This window comes from Suttonella sp. (genome assembly GCF_056855035.1).
The window spans coordinates 1-18,308 of record NZ_JBXGGR010000092.1 but is presented as its reverse complement, the minus strand read 5'-3'; the positions used below and the strand labels follow the sequence as shown (position 1 = coordinate 18,308).

Here is an 18,308-nt window from a genome sequence, read left to right as displayed (position 1 = left end):
ATCGAGCATCTTGTACAAATGACTGTGTAATCTGACGACCATGTATCGGTTTAGAAGCAATGAGGGCGGGATTGGGGATAAGCGGATAGAAAAAGCGGCATGTGCCGCTCTTTCTATTGTTCATTAAACAGAGAGTTATTTAAAATAATTGCGGATTGTTGCCAAATCATCCTGCTGCGCTAAAGCCAGCATCAGCATAATCCGCGCTTTCTGCGCATTTAAAAAGCCGCTGCCGATGCCTTCGTCTTCAGGCACGCTGATATAGCCTTCTACCGTGCGGCTGGCACGTACTATCGGAAAACCTTGCGCCGTCAATTTTTTAACGCGCTCCAATAAAGGCGTGGACAGGCTACCTGCACCTGTAGCATCGATCACAATTGCTTTTGCGCCATTTTCAATCGCGGCATCCAATAAAGCCGTGTCGGTGCTTTGATAGCCGTAAATAATATCCACGCGCGGCAATTCTTTGTACCCGCTGACATCAAAATAAGGGCGGTTGATCGGCTGCTGCGGCAGATAATAGAAATGCGGCTCCAAGCCGATCATCAGACCTAAATAGCCTGCTTCCACCGATTTGAAAGCATCGGGAGTATTGGCACGCGTTTTAGTAATATAAAAACCGGAACCGATGCGGTCATTCATCACCATCATCACGCCGCGTTTTGCCGCATCTTTATGCACAGCCACCGATGCCGCCTGCAATAAATTCATCGAACCGTCCGCGCTGATGGCGGTGGCAGGGCGCATCGCACCGACCAAGACAATTGGTTTGTCGGTTTTAGTAGTTAAAGAGAGGAAAAAAGCGGTTTCTTCCAAAGTGTCCGTACCGTGCGTAATCACTGCTGCCGCCGTATCACCCGCCAAATCCTGATGTAATTTCTGCGCCAATTGCAGCAAAATGGCAACGCTGATGTCGTTGCTGTCCACGCTGGCGATTTGCTCGCCTTTCACCTCTGCGATTTCTTTCAATTCCGGCACGGCGGCAATCAATTTATCGATGCCTAAAGTAGCGGCTTCGTATTGGGAAGTATCGGTGGCGCTGGCGGAACTGCCAGCAATCGTGCCGCCGGTGGCGTAAATATTTAATTGGGGAAGCGCAAAACTTGCTTGAGATGCTGTCATAGCCATGAATATCGTAGAAATGAATAATTTTTTCATAGACAAATCCTAATTACAATAGCGAGATATCGGCAGCATTGCCGCTGCCTGAGCGTATTTTAATCTAAAAGTTTAGCTTCGCAAGGGAAATAATATCGGATTTTTTATAAGTGTTTTGCATGCATAAATTGCTTAACAAACGCTGCGGAATCTAGTATGATGCGCGCCTTTCGGGCCTATAGCTCAGTCGGTTAGAGCAGGCGACTCATAATCGCTTGGTCGGGGGTTCAAGTCCCTCTGGGCCTACCATCTTCTCCGCAGTGTTCTGCGGTTTTTTTATGCGCTGAATAAACCTCAGCCGCTTTTATTTTCTCTCATTGTTTTCCATAGGTCTTTAGCGGCGGTCTTAATGGGCTTTGCAGACAAAGTCGTGTAAGATGCGTCTGTTTTTTAAGTCTCTTCGTATTGATACCGCATGATTTCAGCAGATACTTTCAAATTTATTGCCTATGATTTAAGCCGCCAATTGCGCCCGAATACGGTGCATTTGCTAGTAGTACCCGATGCCCTATGGGGGCATTATGTCTATGAAAATTTGAAATTTTGGCTGAAAAAAGCCTCGCCCGAGCAGGAAGCCTTAACTGCCGAGCAAGGCAAAGCCTTTGCCGCAGCGCAAACCTCGCGGGCGGCATTTCAATTAAGCACGGCGGCGGGAGATTATCCGATTTATTGGTTTTCGGATTGGGAGACTTTGCCTTATGACCAATACACGCCGCATCCCGATTTGATTTCCGAACGTTTGCGCGTGTTGGCGGAATTGCCGACCTGTCCGCAGGGAATTGTCGTCGTGAGTGCGGCGGCATTGTCGCAGCGTCTATGTCCGCAAACGCATTTGGATAAATACGGCATTCATGTACGCGTGGGCGATCATTTGCCGCGCCAGCAATTTATTCAGCGTTTATTGCAGGCAGGCTATCAACATAATGCTTTGATTAAAGAAAAAGGCGAGTATGCGGCGCGCGGTTCTTTGCTGGATATTTTTCCGATGGGGGCGCAGGCGCCGATTCGTCTGGAATGGTTTGATGACGAAATTGAGCATATCCGCACTTTTGATTTGCAAACGCAGTTTACCTTAAGCAAATTACGCCAAATCAGCATCTTGCCCAGTCATGAATTGGATTTGTCCGATGCGGGACGGGTCTGTTTTCGTCAAAGCGCGCGCAGATTGTTGGGCGATAAAGTGGAAAAAAGCGGTGTTTATGAGAGTATCAGTGCCGGACGCACACCGCAGGGTTTGGAATATTATCTGCCGCTGTTTTTTGATGAAACGGCGACTTTATTCGATTATTTACCGCCGCATACGATGCGTATCGAGATGCCTTTGCCCGTTGCCGAGCTGAAGCAGCATGCCGATTACTGCCGCAAACGTTATGCACGTTTGCATCCGATGCGCGAGCATGCCTTATTATCCCCCGAACAGTTATGGCAAAGCGAGGAAGAAACCCTTGCCGCCTTGAGCGCTTTACCCGCCCTTGCTTTGAAAACACATGCCAAAGCGATAGCTTTTAGCGGCAAGAGCGATGAACGCCAAGCGCAATGGCAGGAGCAGATTGCCCGACATCAGCCGATGTGCCTGCATTTCTCCGGCAACGGTTTGCGCGAGCAGGAGTTTGAGCGTTTGCAGAAAGCGCATTTGCCGGCCGTCTTAGTCGAGCATTGGCAGGCGGATGACGCCGCGGCAGCACAGCGGCAATTGATGATCTCGCCGCTGCAATACAGTTTTGCCGCTGAAGGCTGTCTGCATTTGGCGGAATCGGATACGCACAGCGGCAGTCATTTGCCGAATTTGCGCGAGAATAAGCAGAAAAATGCGGGCGAGTTGATTCAAAGCCTGCAGGATTTAAGCATCGGTGCGCCGGTGGTGCATATCGATCACGGCGTGGGGCGTTATTTGGGCTTGGAGCGTTTTGGCGATGAAGAGCTGATTGCGATTGAATACGCCAAAAATGCCAAATTATTCGTGGCGGTGGGCGATGTCGATTTAATCAGCAAATATAGCGGCAGTGCGCCGGAAAATGCGCCTTTGCATGAATTGGGCGGCAAAGTTTGGCAGCAGATTAAGCGCAAAATCAAGCAAAATGTGAACGATACCGCCGCAGAATTGCTGGCGGTCTATGCGGCGAGAGAGGCGGCGCAGGGCAGAAGCATTGCTATCGATACGGCGGCGATGCAGCAATTGGCCGATAGTTTTACCTATGAAGAAACGCCCGACCAATTAGCCGCTATTGATGCGGTATTGGAAGATTTGGCGTGCGAACGTCCGATGGACAGAATTATCTGCGGCGACGTGGGCTTCGGCAAAACCGAAGTGGCGATTCGCGCTGCCTATGCGGCGGTGCTGGCAGGACAGCAAGTGGCGCTGATTGCCCCGACCACGCTGCTGGCAGACCAGCATTATCATCATTTTGCCGACCGCTTTGCCGATACCGCCTTGACAATCGACAGCATCAGCCGCTTTAAAAGCACGGCGGAGCAAAAAGCCGCTTTAGCCGCTCTGAAAGAAGGGCGCACCGATATCATCATCGGCACGCACCGCCTTTTGCAAAGCGATGTGGCTTTTGCGCGATTGGGCTTGGTCATTATTGACGAAGAACAGCGCTTTGGCGTGCGGCATAAAGAAAAATTGAAAAGCCTGCGCGCAGATGTGAATCTGCTGACCCTAACCGCCACCCCGATTCCGCGAACCTTAAATCTCGCACTGACGGGATTGCGCGATTTAAGCATTATCGCTACGCCGCCCAGCGGTCGCCAATCAGTGCAGACCATTATCAGCGATTGGGATTTGGCAACGATTGAAGAAGCCTGCGAACGCGAACTGGCGCGCGGCGGACAAATCTTCTTTTTACACAATGATGTGGCAAGCATAGAGCGCATTGCGCGCAGTTTGCAGGAACTGCTGCCAGAGTCGCGTATCGTGATTGCGCACGGACAAATGCGCGAACGCGAGTTGGAAAACGTTATGCAGGCCTTCTATAACCGCCATTACGATATTTTGGTGGCAACTACCATCATCGAAAGCGGCATCGACATTCCCAATGCCAATACCATCATCATCAATCATGCTGACCGTTTGGGCTTGGCGCAATTGCATCAGCTGCGCGGACGGGTAGGACGCAGCCATCATCAAGCCTATGCCTATTTGATTACCCCGCCTTTATCCACGCTGAATAAAGATGCGCAAAGACGTTTGGACGCCTTTACCACCCTAGACAGCCTCGGCGCAGGCTTTCTGCTCGCCAGCCAAGATTTAGAAATCCGCGGTGCCGGCGAAATCTTGGGCGACGAACAATCAGGACAAATTCAGCAAATCGGCATGAGCTATTATTTAGACCTCTTGGATCGCGCCACCGCTGCCCTCAAAGCGGGACAAAGTCTGAGCATTGAAGATGATGAGGACAGCCGCAAAGCCGAGATTGATCTGGACGAGCCCGCACTGCTGCCCGCCGACTATGTGCGCGATCCGCAGGAGCGCTTGAGTATTTATCAGCAATTGGCGCGCGCCAAAGACGATGCCGGCATTGCCGCAGTCGAAATGGCATTGATTGATAAATTCGGACGTCTGCCGCCGGCGGCAAAATATCTGATTCAGCGCAGCCGCTTAAAACACCGCGCCTTAAGTATCGGTATTGAGCGCATCGCATTTGAAGGACAAAAAATTGCCATCGCCTTTAGGCAGGAAGCGGCGATTAATCCCGACCGCCTTTTTGCCAAAATGCAAAGCGCGCCGCATGCCTACCGCATGACGGGGCCGAGCAGCTTGACATTGCAAGACGGCAGCAGCCTTAATCTCGGCGAACGCCTGCAACATATCGAGCAATTTATTGACGACATCAGCCTGAAGCCGAAGCATGTTTCCCCTGCATAACGCCCTTTCGCATCATTTACCCGGCATCGCGCTGCTCTTCAGCTTGGCGGCAAGCCTTGCCGTTTTGTGCTATTGTCTGCGCCGCTTGGACTGGGCGCGCTTGGGACAATACCGCTTTACCCTGCATATTTTCTGCCTGTGGAGTATTTTGCTGTGCCTGTTCAATTTAGGGCGCACGGGACTGGCGGAAGGGCTGCAATTGCATCTTTTCGCCCTGACGGCCGCCACGCTCATGATGGGCTGGAAAATCAGCTTCCTAGCCGCTTTTTTGGCGCAAATCATGATGTCTGCGGCGGGATTCGAGCCGCTTGCCTTGCTGGGTTGGAACAGCTTGCTTTACGGACTATTGCCAATTTTATGCAGCCATTATTTCAGCCGCCTGCTGCAAATCCTGCTGCCGCCGAATCCTTTTGTCTTCACGCTCGGCGGCGGTTTTTTCGGCGGCATCCTCAGTCTGGCGGCAACCATGCTGCTCAGCAGTCTGCTGCTTTACGCATTCGGTATTTATCCGCCCGACATTATCTGGCAGAAATACCTTAAATTTATGTTGGTGATTGTTTATCCTGAAGGTTTTGTCAATGGCGTGATTGTCTCGGGGCTGGTCGCCTTTCATCCGCATATTATCAGCGCTTTCGACCCCGACCGCTATTTTCAAAATAAACCTTAAAGCACAAAAAAAGCCCCGAGGGGCTTTTAACAATATGGCAAAAATAGCAAAAATCTATTTACGCTTAGGATTGACTTTATGCAAAGCAGCGCCGCTAACCGCCAATGCCGCTTCATGCACCGCTTCGGATAAGGTCGGGTGGGCGTGCATAATGCGGGCAAGGTCTTCGCCGGCAGCATAAAACTCCATGGCGATCATCAATTCGTGAATCATTTCGGAAGCGCAAGGCCCGATAATATGCGCGCCTAAAATTTCATCGCTGTCTTTATCGCAGAGAATTTTTACAAAACCACTGGCAGCATTCATTGCCTTAGCGCGTCCATTGGCAGCAAAGGGAAAATCGCCTTTGACATAGTCTGTACCCTCGGCTTTGAGTTGCTCTTCGGTTTTGCCGATCCATGCCATTTCAGGGTGGGTATAAATCACGGAAGGGATGATGTCATAGCGTACATGTCCAGCCTGACCTGCCAGAATTTCCGCCGCCATCACACCTTCTTCTTCCGCCTTATGCGCCAGCATCGGACCGCGTACGCAGTCGCCGATGGCAAAGACGCCGTCTTCGGCGGTGCGGCAATGTTCGTCCACTTCGATAAAACCGCGTGCGTCTATGACGACTTTTGTGCCTTCGATCAAATCGGGCGAAGTATTGGGCTTGCGACCGACGGCAACCAGCAATTTGTCAAATACCAACGTTTGATCGCCCGAGGCATCTTCCACCGATACATGTACTTCCCGATTGTCTTGCACAAGTGCTTGCTTAACCTTGGTGCCTAAGCGGATATCCAAACCTTGCTTTTTAAAAGTACGCGCCGCTTCTTTGGCTAATTGCTGATCGGCACTGGCAAGGAAAGTATCCATCGCTTCAAAAATCACGACTTCCGCGCCCAAAGCCTGCCATACGCTGCCTAATTCCAAGCCGATGACGCCGGCGCCAATCACACCGAGGCGCTTAGGTACTTCGGAAAAATTCAAGGCGCCTGTCGAGCTGACAATATGTTTACCGTCCATTTTCGCCACCGGAATATCCACGGGTACGGAACCGAATGCCAAAATCACGCCTTTTTGCGCTTGATAGCTTTCTACCGCGCCTTCATGCGTCGTAACTTCAACCTTTTTATTGGCGCGTAATTTACCTTTGCCTTGAATCCATTCAATGCCATTGGTTTGAAATAATTGCGCAATGCCGCCGGTCAGTTGCTCGACGATTTCCGCTTTGCGCCCAATCATTGCCGCCACATCCATTTTCAGTCCGTCCGCGCTGATGCCGTGCACGGCAAATTCTTCTTTTGCCTTATGATACAAGGCGCTGGATTCCAATAATGCTTTGGAAGGAATACAGCCGACATTTAAGCAGGTGCCGCCCAAACGTCCTTTGCCGTCCTCATCGCGCCACATTTCCACGCAAGCGGTTTTAAAGCCCAATTGCGCCGCGCGAATCGCCGCCACATAACCGCCGGGACCGCCGCCAATCACAATGACATCAAAACTTTTACTCATCTGTTCATCCTCAAAATGCTAAGCGGCGGTTGCCCGCCGCATCTTTGTGAATTCAATACTATACGCCAAGCAGCAAACGCGCCGGGTCTTCAATCGCATTTTTAATCGACACCAAGAAGCCGACTGCCTCGCGCCCGTCAATAATGCGGTGGTCATAGCTTAATGCCAAATACATCATCGGACGAATCACGATTTCGCCGTTTTCCACCACCGGACGATCGACGATATTATGCATGCCTAAAATCGCGCTTTGCGGCGGATTAAGAATCGGCGTGGACATCATCGAGCCGAAAGTGCCGCCGTTCGTGATAGTAAAGGTGCCGCCGCTCATTTCTTCAATGCTCAAAGTGGTATTTTTGGCTTTGACCGCAAAATCACGAATGCCAGCTTCGATATCGGCGAAGCCTAAGGTTTCCGCATTGCGTAAAATCGGCACGACTAAACCGCGCGGACTGGAAACGGCAATGCCGATATCTTGATAATTGTGATAAATAATATCGTCGCCATCAATCGAAGCATTGACTGCCGGCCATTCTTTCAATGCCGCGACCGCCGCTTTGACGAAGAAACTCATAAAGCCTAATTTGATGTCGTTTTTCGCCACAAATTGATCTTGGTATTTCTTACGCAAATCCATAATCGGCTTCATATTGACTTCGTTAAAAGTCGTCAGCATCGCTGTCGAATGCTGCGCTTCCAACAAACGCTCGGCAATGCGTTTGCGCAGACGCGTCATCGGTACGCGCTCTTCATGGCGCGAGCCGCCACCTACAATATGCTGTTTCATATCCGCTTTGGTAACGCGTCCGCCGCGTCCGCTACCGGCAACATCCGCCACATTGACTTGATTTTCCGCTGCCATTTTGCGCGCCGCAGGCGAAGCATTCTTATCGCCGCTTTCTGCTTTTGCCGCAGTCTGTGCAGCGGCAGGGGGAGCAGCTTCGGTATTTGCTGGCACCGCATCAGCGGCAGGTTTTTCCGCCGCTTCAATAATGGCAACCACATCGCCGCCGGTAACCGTCGAACCGTCTTCCTGTTTGATGGCTTTTAAAATGCCGCCTACCGGCGAGGGTAAGTCCAAAACGACTTTATCGGTTTCCAAATCCACCAAATTTTCGCCCGCTTCGACATAATCGCCTACTTTTTTATGCCAATTGACCAAAGTGGCATCGGCAACGGATTCCGGCAAATCGGGAACTTTTACTTCTGTTGTCATAACTACCTCATTTACTAAAAAATTAATTTGCCAAGCCTAAAGCCTGATTCACTAAGGCTTCTTGCTCTTGCCCATGCACTTTGGCATAGCCGGCGGCAGTGGAAGCCGAAGCGCGGCGACCGCAATAGGTCAAGCCGCGATTGCCCACCGCTGTTTGCAAAGATTCGAAAATTTGATGCCAAGCGCCCTGATTGCGCGGCTCTTCCTGACACCAGACCAATTCGACCTGCGCAGGATATTGCGCCAAGACATCCGCCAATGCCTGCTCGGGGAAAGGATATAATTGCTCAACGCGCACAATCGCAATATCCTGAATATTCTCGTCGCGGCGTTTTTGCAGCAAATCATAATAGACCTTGCCGGAACACATAATCACACGCTTCACATTGGCGGCATCGATAGCGTCAATCTCGCCGATGACTTCTTGGAAGCGGCCTTTCGCCAATTCCTGCAATTCGCTGACCGCCAGTTTGTGGCGCAGTAAAGATTTGGGCGACATCACGACCAAAGGCTTGCGGAATTGACGCAAGACTTGGCGGCGCAGCATATGGAAGACTTGCGCCGGCGTGCTCGGCACGCATACCTGCCAGTTTTCATCGGCTGATAATTGCAGATAACGCTCTAAACGCGCCGAAGAATGCTCAGGCCCTTGTCCTTCATAGCCGTGCGGCAGCAGCATGACCAAGCCGCTATAGCGTCCCCATTTGGTTTCGCCGGAGGCGATGAATTGATCGATAATGACCTGCGCCACATTAGCAAAATCGCCGAATTGCGCTTCCCAAATAATCAAGCCGCGCGGCTCCGCTACCGAGTAGCCGTATTCAAAGCCCAATACGCCGGTTTCCGAGAGCAGGGAATCAATCACGCGAATAGGCGGTTGATTAGGTTTTAAATATTGCAAAGGCATATAACTTTCGCCGGTGTTCTGGTCATGCAAGACCGCATGGCGGTGCGAGAAGGTTCCGCGTCCGCAGTCCTCGCCCGATACCCGCACTTGATAGCCTTGATCCAATAAGGTGGCATAGGCGAGATTTTCCGCCGCACCCCAATCCAAAGGCTGCTTGCCGGTCGCCATTTCCTGACGCGCCGCCAAGGTACGTTTGACAATCGCATGCGGAGTAAAGCTATCCGGTACGCTGAAGGCTTGCACGCCCAAGGCTTTCAAACGCTCAGTATCAAAGCTGGTATCCACCGGCGCAGACCAATCCTGATTCGACAAAGCCTTCCATTCTTGAGCGAGAAAATCGCCGTTACCGTCGATTTCCGAAGCTTCCGCCACGCGCTCGCCGCTTTCCAAACGCGTCAAATAATCCGCCTGATAGGATTCATAAGCATCTGCGGCAATAATGCCGGCTTGCTGCAAGCGGTTGGCATAGACCTTAGCTGGCACGTCATGGGCGCGGATTTTTTCATACATTTTCGGCTGAGTGGCTGAAGGCTCGTCCGCCTCGTTATGTCCCAAACGGCGGTAGCAGACCAAATCGATGAAAATATCTTTTTGGAATTTGTTGAGATAAGCCACTGCCAATTGTCCTGCAAAAACCACCGCTTCCGGATCATCGCCGTTTACATGGATAATCGGTGCCTGCACCGATTTGGCAATGTCGGTGCAATACATGGACGAACGCGCATCCAATAAATTGGAAGTCGTAAAACCGATTTGATTATTCACGACCACATGCAAAGAACCGCCGACTTGATAGCCGCGCAATTGGGATAATTGCAAGACTTCTTGGTTAACGCCTTGTCCCGCCAAAGCGGCATCGCCGTGAATCAGAATCGGCGTGGCTTTATGCGCAACTTCAAAAATACTGGCTTCAGCGCCTAATTCTTGGCGGCGGCGCTCCAAACGCGCGCGGGTTGAGCCCATCGTTACCGCATTCACAAATTCCAAATGCGAAGGGTTATAGGCTAAGGTCAAATCCACTTTCTGACCGTCGATTTCCACAAAAGAAGAGAAGCCCATATGGTATTTCACATCGCCGCTGCGATTGGCCGCCGGCACCAATTTGCCGTCAAACTCGTCAAACAGTAATTGCGGTTTCTTGCCTAAGATATTGATTAAGACATTCAAACGGCCGCGGTGCGCCATGCCGATACCCACTTCTTCTACGCCGTTTGCCGCCAAAGCCTTAATCATGGCATTGAGCAAAGGAATCAGGGCATCGCCGCCTTCCAAAGAGAAACGCTTCTGTCCTACATAGCGTTTATGCAAATATTTTTCCATGCCGTCGGCAGCCACCAATTGGCGCAGAAAATTCTTTTTCTCTTCGGCGGAAAATTGATAATCGCCGGCGCCGGCTTCCATTTGCTCGGTCAGCCAATCCAGCTCTTTTTGCTCCCATACATGGCTGAACTGCAAACCCACATGTCCGCAATAGGTTTTTTGCAATTTTTTCAGCAAATCCGCCAATTTCATCTCTTGCTGCCCGAAAGCGCCGTCCACGGCAAAAGTTTGCTGCAAATCGCTGTCGCTCAAGCCGTGATAGGAGAGGTGCAATTGCTCAACCTCACGCCGCTCGCGGATTTTCGCCGGATCGGTATCGGCATGACGATGCCCGCGCACGCGATAGGCGCGAATCAAATTCAAGACGCCGATTTGCTTTTCGCTGACCGCGCCTTCTGCCGATGCGCTCAGCGGCTGCTGTCCTAATAATTCAAAACGTTCCTGCACGTCCAAACGCGAGACTTCTTGCTCGCTGTCGCCTTTGATTTGCGCAAAATAGCGCTGCCATTGCTCGCTGACCGAAGCCGGATCCGCTAAATAATCTTCATACAATGCCTCGATGAAAGCTGCATTACCGCCTGAAATCCCTGAATTGGCTTTTAATTCTTTATATGTGGACATGTTCACACCCTTTTTATAGAAAAATAACGGCAGATACTTGGCAATACCCACCAAAATCGCCGTTATGATACGCGCATCCGCGCTTTTACTCAAACCAAATCCCACATTCTCTAAGCTTTACAGCACATAAGATTTTTATAAGTAAACACTATTTTATTTTAAGCAGTTTATTTATCTAAGATAAAAACCTATCAAGCAGAACAATACCCTGCTTCTATCTGTGTTTTTTAATGAAACTGCTGTGAAAATCTTACGAATTTATGCTGCTCAAAATCTTTTGCCGATTTCGTTGTAATAGCGTTTTGCCCCTTCATGCAGGGGAATGCTGATGCCTTCTAAAGAAGTTTCCACGGATAATGCATTAGCGATACGCATTTCTTTCAGCCAATCAGGGTAATAGGCGCTATCCCAAAGGTTTTTTGTAAATTGATACGCCCAGTCTTTATCCATTTTATTGGTCGCCACCCATAAAGCGCGGACTTTCACGCTCTCAAAGGCTTCGCTGCCTGCATAAGCCCCCGCTTTTACCGCAACCGTTTGATATGTGCGGCTGCGTTTGACCAGCTCGTCAATCCCCGCACCTTGTAAAGACAAAAAGCGCAGCGACAATTCTTGATTCAGCCCCGTAAAGGTCGGTGCAGGAATGCCGGAAAAGAAAATCATGGCATCAATCTCTTTATTTTTCAGCGCTTGTGCCGCTTCGCCGACGCTTTGCGCCTGAAATTGAATCTCCGCAATGCTCAGCCCCGCAGCGCCGAATAGTTCCTGCACGGCATGATGTGTGCCTGAATGATTGGCGCCGATGCCGACTTTTTTACCCTGCAAATCGCTTAAAGACTGAATGCCGCTGTCTTTAGGCACGGCGATTTGCAGCACTTCCGTGTAAAGGCTTGCCAATGCGCGCAAGTTTTTGCAAGGCGTAGCTTTTTCAAATACACCCTCGCCCTGATACGCCATATAGACCAGATTCGATTGCGCCAAAGCGGAATCGCCTTGACCGCTGCACAAACGCTGCAAGTTTTCAGTTGAACCGTAGCTGCTGCGATTAACCAGTAAGACGCCTTCCACACCGCAACTGCCGCCGGCTTTGCAGGGCAAAGCGCCCTGCGGCTGCGTGTTTAAGGCGGAAATCATCGCCGCCGTCTGATAATACAGACCGTTGTAATAGCCGCTGTCAATCAAAAACACCTGATTGTCTTCGGCAATCGCCTGCGTCCCTGCGCATAAAGCCAGCAAGCTGAGACGGATTATTTTCATCGTTTCCTCTATATCGTTTTCATTTATTGATTAATTATTATCGGCGAGCATTCTGCCGGTAATCAATTCCGAATGCGGCGCAATCTGATAACGTCCTGCCAATACATTGATTTGCGGCGGAATGTGTTCGCGCTCAAAATAATCGTAAGCCGGTTGCAGCATTTGCCAAAAAGACAGCCAGCGATGATGGGCATGGCGCATCAAATTCTGATGCGTGAGATGGAAGGGAAAAATATGCACGGGCACAGCATATTGTCCGCGCTGATGTGCGGCGGAGACCAAAGCATAAATCACTTCAATCTGCTGATCGTCCATGGCATAGCAGCCAATCGACACGCAATCGCCGTGTACCATCAGATAACTGCCAGTGTAGCTGTGCTCGCGGTCGTAGGCATTGGGAAAGCCGAGATTAAAAGACAAATGATATTTGCTGTTAGGATTCATCTGCTGCGCGCTCACGGCATAAAAGCCTTCTGGCGACTGCTTATCGCCTTCGCGCAGTTTCGGACCTAAATCGCCCGAATAGGTGCAAATCGGAAATTTGCGGTACAGATGATAGCGACCGTCGGCGCGCAGCAGCCACGCCTCCAAGACCCTTTCTTCTTTGAAAATGCGCAAAAAGGTTTTTGCTCCTAAGGCAAAACCCTGCGCCTGCAAACGATCGCGCAAACTCAATTGCGACATATCGGAAATAGGCAGTTGAAAATCCACCGCCGCGCCCTGCGTTGAAGCAGTTTTTTCGCCGTTAGGCGCATAGCCCGCGCAGCCGCTTAAAAGCAAAGCCCCTGTTTTTAATACCGTACGCCGTTTCATTGTCGATACACCCACCGCAACACATCATCTTGCAAAGCGCGGCTGTTAACCGCCTCTTTGCCATTGCCAATAATCACTACCACATACACATGCCCGCTTTGCGCCTGCACATAGCCGGCAAAACCGCGCACCGCATCAATGGTGCCGGTCTTGCCGATAACGCGGCCCTGCAAAGCCTCGCCGGCAAAACGCCTATTCAAAGTACCGCTTTCGCCGGCAACCGCCAAAGACTGCATAAACTCCATCGCATAGCCGGAAGCATACAAATTAAGCAATAAGGTTGCCAAAGTCTGACCACTGACCCGTGAATCACGCGACAAACCTGAGCCGTTATCAATCAGCATCCCCTCAACCGGCACGCCGAAAGCCGCCAAAGTTTCTCTAACCGCCTGCCGCCCTTTATCCAAAGAACCCGGCACGCCGTAAACCTCCGCGCCCAAAGTCAGCAGCAATTGCCGGGTCATCACATTATTGCTCAGCTGATTCATCTTCTGAATTTGCTCACGCAAAGGCAAAGACATGCCGCTGTACAAAGGCTGCGCCGTGGTAGGTACAGGACCAATCTGCCCGCCGCCGTCAAAACTGCCGCCCTCGGCATACCATAAATCATGGAATAAATAATAAAATTGCTCGCTTGCCTCGCCCATGACCACCGTCAATTCGCGCGCGCCGCAAGCCGTGCTGTATTTACCCGTCAACTGCACCACGGCATAGCCACGCTCGTCGCGCAGCAAATCCACCGCCGGCGAATAATTGGCATCGCATTTGCCGGCATTGACAGTCATCTGATTGTCAATCTTCCAATTCATAATATTCGGCCACAAAGCCACCGCCGCCTGCTGCTTGCCCTGCGGCGACAAACGCACTTTCACCGTGCGGAAATTCACCATCAAAGGACTCGGTACCGCGTTATACGCCGACCAGCCGTTGCCGTCGAAAGACTGCGTATCCCGCGCCTCCTGCGGCAAATAATACAGAGAATTGTCCAACACGATATTGCCCGTGATATGGCGCACCCCGCGCGCGCGCAAATCCTTCAGCATCTGCTGCAAACGCTCCTCCACCAAAAAAGGATCGCCGCCGCCCTTGACATACAAATTGCCCTGAATCACGCCGTTGGCATCGGGCATCGCATCGGCGTAAAACTTCGTCTGCCATAAATAATCGCCGCCCAAGCGAATCAAAGCCGCTGCCGTCGTCAGCACCTTCTCCAAAGAAGCGGGCGAACGCAGCGTCTGCGCATTCAAACTGACCAAAGGCACTTCCTGCGCCACATCCTGAATAATCAAAGTCAAACCCTCGGCGGAGACCTGATTTTTCTGCATCAGCTGCGCAATATTGGCGGGCACGTTTTGCGCCCCCGCCCAGCCTGAAAACCCTAGAGCAATCAGCAAGCCCCATAAGCATTTCATGCAATTACCTCGAAATTCGTCCAAAAGGGGGCTATTATAGCGTGCCGAAATTTGAAATCACTCCCAAACATGAGCGACAAACCTAAAGAATACGATGAAGAAGGCCGCGTTATCCGCGAAAACCGCAGTGCAATCAAGCGCGAACGCGAAGCCATCCGCCAATTTGCCGAAGAACTCCTCAAACTGCCGGCGCATCAATACCCCCTTCTGCCCATCAGCGAACAGCTGCAAGCAGCGCTGATTGAAGGCAAACGCCTCACAGGCAACGCCCTGCGCCGCCACCTTAACTACCTCACGCGCCTCCTAGACGAACACCCCGACTTCGACAAACTGCGCCACGTACATGAACACATCAATCACCCCTACCGCCATGACAGCAGCAAAATGCGCCGCATCGCACAGGAAATCGATCGCCTGCTCGGTAACGACAAAAACATATACGGCGAACTCCTCGCCCATTACGCCGATTTCGACATGCAATACGTCAGACAACTCGTGCGCGAAGCGCAAAAACACCTCTCAAATACCGACAGCGACAATAGCGACGACAACACCGCAGACAGCAGCACGCCCGCCGCACCCAAAGCGGAAAAATACCGCCGCCGCCTGCAAAAATACCTGCAAGGACTCAGCCTTAACTACGACGACAGCGAAACCTGATGCAGCCCGCCAAAATACCGCTCGCCCTCTACATCCACATCCCTTGGTGCGTGCAAAAATGCCCCTACTGCGACTTCAACTCGCACAGCCTTAAACAGCGTATCGACGAAGACACCTACATCAACCACCTCTTGGCGGACTTCGGTATCGACTACGCCCTAAACCCCCGCCCCATTCACAGCATCTTCATCGGCGGCGGCACCCCCAGCCTCTTTAGCGGTGCAAGTATCGCCCGTCTGCTCGGCGAACTGCGCCAGCGCTCGGACTTTGCCGACGACATCGAAATCACCCTCGAAGCCAACCCCGGCACATTCGAGCAAGCCAAATTCAGCGCCTACCGCCAAGCCGGCGTCAACCGCCTGTCCCTAGGCATACAGAGCTTCTCCCCCCAGCAACTGCGCAATCTCGGGCGCATTCATGACGACGAAGAAGCCCATAAAGCCATCATCGCCGCGCAGCAAGCCGGCTTTAAACGCATCAATACCGACCTCATGTTCGGACTCCCCCATCAAAGCCCCGAACAAGCCCTGCAAGACCTGAAAAACGCCGCCGCATACGGCTGCGAACACCTCAGCTGGTATCAACTCACCCTCGAACCCAACACCGCCTTCTACCATCATCCACCCCCCCTGCCCGACGAAGACCAAAGACAAGACATCTTCGAACAAGGCGCCGCCTTCCTGCGCAGCCAAGGCTTCATGCAATACGAAACCTCCGCTTGGACGCGCGGCGCAAAAAGCGCGCACAACCTCAACTACTGGCAATTCGGCGACTACCTCGGCATTGGCGCCGGCGCACACGGCAAAATCAGTCTTGCCGACGGCAGCATACTGCGGCGCAGCAAATTCCGCGCCCCCAACCGCTACCAAGCCGTGCACAGCCAAGGCGCTACCCCCTATCAAGACCAAGAACAAATTGTCGCCCGCGAAGAACAAGGCTTTGAATTCATGATGAACGCCCTGCGTCTGAAAGACGGCGTCGCGCGTGCGTACCTTCCGCAACGCACCACGCTGCAACACAGCGACCTCGCCCCTGTTCTCGAAACCCTCATCGCCAAAAAACTCATTGCCGACGACCCGCAGACATACCGCTGCACCGCGCAAGGCTATGCCTTCCTCAACGACGTGCTGACCGCCTTTTTATAAACGGCTATTAAAAATACTTGTCCGTTTTTCGGTTGTAGCAACAGCAATCCCTATCTACAATAGCGCGCATCATATATTTGTAATGAAAAATGAAAAACTTAAGCCACGAAAGAATGTACCGAGCCATTTTGGACAAAGACAGCGCATTTGAAGGTATCTTTTTTACTGCCGTCAAAACCACCGGCATTTTTTGCCGTCCCTCCTGCACCGCCCGCAAACCCAAGCGCGAAAACGTAGAATTTTTTGCCACCAGCAAAGAATGTATCTTAAAAGGCTACCGCCCCTGCAAAGTATGCCGCCCCCTAGAACATCTGCACCAAACCCCGCCCGAAATCCAAAACCTTCTTAATGAATTAGCCCACAATCCCGGTTTAAAATTAAAAGACGATGATTTACAGCACAGAGGAATTGAGCCTAAATTCATTCGCCGCTGGTTTTTAAAAAATCACGGCATGACATTTCATGCCTTTTGCCGCCTGCACCGCATCAACTCGGCATTTAAAAAAATCCAATCAGGCGAAGCCATTGCCCACACCGCCTTTGATGCGGGATTTGATTCATTAAGCGGATTTTCAGAATCCTTTAAAAAAATATTCGGCGTATCGCCCAAGCAAGGCAAACAGCAAAACATCATTGATTTAAAACGCATAGAAACACCGCTCGGCACCATGATCGCCTGCGCCAGCAATCAAGGCATTTGCTTATTGGAATTTAGCGACCGCAAAATGCTGGAAACCGAATTAAAAAACATCGCCAAACGCCAAAATGCCCTCATTATTCAAGGCGATAATCCCTTCTTTCAGCCATTAGAAAAACAACTAAACGAATATTTTGCCAAACAACGCAGAGAATTTAGCGTACCCCTGCATTTTATCGGCACGGATTTTCAGCAACAAGTTTGGCATATCTTGCAAAGCATCCCCTATGGCGAAACCCGTTCTTACGGCGAACAAGCCAAATTATTAGGCAAACCCAAAGCCGTTCGAGCGGTTGCCAATGCTAACGGCATGAACAGCATTTCCATATTAGTGCCCTGCCACCGCGTCATTGGCGCCAACGGCGAATTAACCGGCTATGGCGGCGGATTATGGCGAAAACAGTATTTGCTTGATTTGGAAACATCAAATAAATATTGACTACTTAGCACCCTGCCCCAAAAACAGATTTGCTACCGGTTTTGAAGCCGCCATAAAACGCTAAATTTACCGATACCAGATATGGAAGCAGGATTGTCGTTTCCGAATGCCCGTTGATGCTTGAAAAATTCTCGGTCTCTTTCCCCAACAGCTTTAAAGAAGGGCTTGAATACCTAAAAGACCACGGTCGTCAATTTACCGCCCCTGTGATACTCATTAGCGGTAATAAAGACGTGTTTGTCTCGCCACAAGATGCCATTGATTTTTATAATGAAAGCAAATCAGGCGATAAAAGTTTGGTGTTGTATCCCAATTTTGGGCATTTACTCATGCTTGAAAAAGGCGGACAAAAAATCAATGATGACGTGGCTGAATGGATTAACGAGCGTGCCAAATAAATAGCAAAACACCGCTTATCGTGATGATGGGCGGTGGGTTTTATTTAAAGTTCAGGGCAAAGGGACATTTTAGGTGCTGTTTTCGAGTTCTTTAGTCCTAAGGGACAAAATAGGTGCTATCTAGCGTTTTTTAAGCAAAATAATCTTTTATAAACTTAACCTTATTCTCCTTTCCCATGCCGCAATGACAAGCTAAAAGTCTTTTCAGATCACCAAATTTTCCTTCAAGCAAATTG

Annotated in this window: 13 protein-coding genes and 1 tRNA gene; 7 read left to right on the top strand and 7 right to left on the bottom strand. The window is 50.9% G+C overall.

Annotated features, from left to right (window positions below; translation table 11 throughout):
- Positions 1-135 precede the first annotated feature (135 nt).
- A complete protein-coding gene (locus ACJHVI_RS08145) occupies positions 136-1,158 on the bottom strand; it encodes an asparaginase (protein WP_483184249.1) in 1,023 nt (340 codons plus the stop codon).
- A gap of 172 nt (positions 1,159-1,330) precedes the next feature.
- Between ACJHVI_RS08145 and ACJHVI_RS08140 the strand changes: the two genes are divergently transcribed.
- The 3 genes from ACJHVI_RS08140 (at position 1,331) to ACJHVI_RS08130 (ending at position 5,690) form a co-directional block, all read left to right on the top strand.
- Positions 1,331-1,407: transfer RNA gene (locus ACJHVI_RS08140), tRNA-Ile, on the top strand.
- 166 nt (positions 1,408-1,573) lie between these two features.
- Complete coding sequence (gene mfd, locus ACJHVI_RS08135) at positions 1,574-5,023, top strand: transcription-repair coupling factor (RefSeq protein WP_483184248.1); 3,450 nt, start codon at positions 1,574-1,576, stop codon at positions 5,021-5,023.
- Entirely contained in the window at positions 5,007-5,690 is a 684-nt protein-coding gene (locus ACJHVI_RS08130; protein ID WP_483184247.1) for an energy-coupling factor ABC transporter permease, read from the top strand. Before mfd ends, ACJHVI_RS08130 begins: the two co-directional genes overlap by 17 nt.
- A gap of 54 nt (positions 5,691-5,744) precedes the next feature.
- Here ACJHVI_RS08130 and lpdA read toward each other — a convergent pair whose 3' ends face one another.
- From lpdA to dacB, 6 genes are all read right to left on the bottom strand, one after another.
- Positions 5,745-7,187, bottom strand: a complete 1,443-nt coding sequence (gene lpdA / locus ACJHVI_RS08125; protein WP_483184246.1) for a dihydrolipoyl dehydrogenase — start codon at positions 7,185-7,187, stop codon at positions 5,745-5,747.
- Between the two features lie 58 nt (positions 7,188-7,245).
- Positions 7,246-8,403: a 2-oxoglutarate dehydrogenase complex dihydrolipoyllysine-residue succinyltransferase gene (gene odhB, locus ACJHVI_RS08120; protein WP_483184245.1), complete on the bottom strand. Its 1,158-nt coding sequence runs from the start codon at positions 8,401-8,403 to the stop codon at positions 7,246-7,248.
- Positions 8,404-8,425: 22 nt separating this feature from the next.
- Positions 8,426-11,251: a 2-oxoglutarate dehydrogenase E1 component gene (locus ACJHVI_RS08115; protein WP_483184244.1), complete on the bottom strand. Its 2,826-nt coding sequence runs from the start codon at positions 11,249-11,251 to the stop codon at positions 8,426-8,428.
- A gap of 267 nt (positions 11,252-11,518) precedes the next feature.
- Entirely contained in the window at positions 11,519-12,508 is a 990-nt protein-coding gene (locus tag ACJHVI_RS08110) for a TAXI family TRAP transporter solute-binding subunit (RefSeq protein ID WP_483184243.1), read from the bottom strand.
- Positions 12,509-12,538: 30 nt separating this feature from the next.
- The gene (locus ACJHVI_RS08105; protein ID WP_483184242.1) at positions 12,539-13,321 is read right to left on the bottom strand and encodes a L,D-transpeptidase family protein; all 783 of its coding nucleotides are present in this window, start codon (positions 13,319-13,321) and stop codon (positions 12,539-12,541) included.
- Complete coding sequence (gene dacB / locus ACJHVI_RS08100; RefSeq protein WP_483184241.1) at positions 13,318-14,733, bottom strand: D-alanyl-D-alanine carboxypeptidase/D-alanyl-D-alanine endopeptidase; 1,416 nt, start codon at positions 14,731-14,733, stop codon at positions 13,318-13,320. The genes ACJHVI_RS08105 and dacB overlap by 4 nt, the downstream gene beginning before the upstream one ends.
- Positions 14,734-14,802: 69 nt before the next feature.
- On the opposite strand from dacB, the gene yjgA reads away from it, so the two are divergent.
- The 4 genes from yjgA to ACJHVI_RS08080 all read left to right on the top strand — a co-directional run bounded on the left by yjgA (position 14,803) and on the right by ACJHVI_RS08080 (position 18,072).
- On the top strand, positions 14,803-15,393 hold the full coding sequence (gene yjgA / locus ACJHVI_RS08095) for a ribosome biogenesis factor YjgA (RefSeq protein WP_483184240.1): 591 nt from the start codon (positions 14,803-14,805) through the stop codon (positions 15,391-15,393).
- Positions 15,393-16,538, top strand: a complete 1,146-nt coding sequence (gene hemW, locus ACJHVI_RS08090; RefSeq protein ID WP_483184239.1) for a radical SAM family heme chaperone HemW — start codon at positions 15,393-15,395, stop codon at positions 16,536-16,538. The genes yjgA and hemW overlap by 1 nt, the downstream gene beginning before the upstream one ends.
- Positions 16,539-16,627: 89 nt before the next feature.
- A complete protein-coding gene (locus ACJHVI_RS08085) occupies positions 16,628-17,674 on the top strand; it encodes a bifunctional transcriptional activator/DNA repair enzyme AdaA (protein ID WP_483184238.1) in 1,047 nt (348 codons plus the stop codon).
- 116 nt (positions 17,675-17,790) lie between these two features.
- Entirely contained in the window at positions 17,791-18,072 is a 282-nt protein-coding gene (locus ACJHVI_RS08080; protein WP_483184237.1) for a serine aminopeptidase domain-containing protein, read from the top strand.
- The last annotated feature ends 236 nt before the right edge of the window (positions 18,073-18,308 follow it).

Coding starts and splice junctions, on each gene's coding strand:
- ACJHVI_RS08145 (WP_483184249.1), bottom strand. CDS start 1,158: ATGAAAAAATTATTCATTTCTACGATATTCATGGCTATGACAGCATCT.
- mfd (WP_483184248.1), top strand. CDS start 1,574: ATGATTTCAGCAGATACTTTCAAATTTATTGCCTATGATTTAAGCCGC.
- ACJHVI_RS08130 (WP_483184247.1), top strand. CDS start 5,007: ATGTTTCCCCTGCATAACGCCCTTTCGCATCATTTACCCGGCATCGCG.
- lpdA (WP_483184246.1), bottom strand. CDS start 7,187: ATGAGTAAAAGTTTTGATGTCATTGTGATTGGCGGCGGTCCCGGCGGT.
- odhB (WP_483184245.1), bottom strand. CDS start 8,403: ATGACAACAGAAGTAAAAGTTCCCGATTTGCCGGAATCCGTTGCCGAT.
- ACJHVI_RS08115 (WP_483184244.1), bottom strand. CDS start 11,251: ATGTCCACATATAAAGAATTAAAAGCCAATTCAGGGATTTCAGGCGGT.
- ACJHVI_RS08110 (WP_483184243.1), bottom strand. CDS start 12,508: ATGAAAATAATCCGTCTCAGCTTGCTGGCTTTATGCGCAGGGACGCAG.
- ACJHVI_RS08105 (WP_483184242.1), bottom strand. CDS start 13,321: ATGAAACGGCGTACGGTATTAAAAACAGGGGCTTTGCTTTTAAGCGGC.
- dacB (WP_483184241.1), bottom strand. CDS start 14,733: ATGAAATGCTTATGGGGCTTGCTGATTGCTCTAGGGTTTTCAGGCTGG.
- yjgA (WP_483184240.1), top strand. CDS start 14,803: ATGAGCGACAAACCTAAAGAATACGATGAAGAAGGCCGCGTTATCCGC.
- hemW (WP_483184239.1), top strand. CDS start 15,393: ATGCAGCCCGCCAAAATACCGCTCGCCCTCTACATCCACATCCCTTGG.
- ACJHVI_RS08085 (WP_483184238.1), top strand. CDS start 16,628: ATGAAAAACTTAAGCCACGAAAGAATGTACCGAGCCATTTTGGACAAA.
- ACJHVI_RS08080 (WP_483184237.1), top strand. CDS start 17,791: ATGCTTGAAAAATTCTCGGTCTCTTTCCCCAACAGCTTTAAAGAAGGG.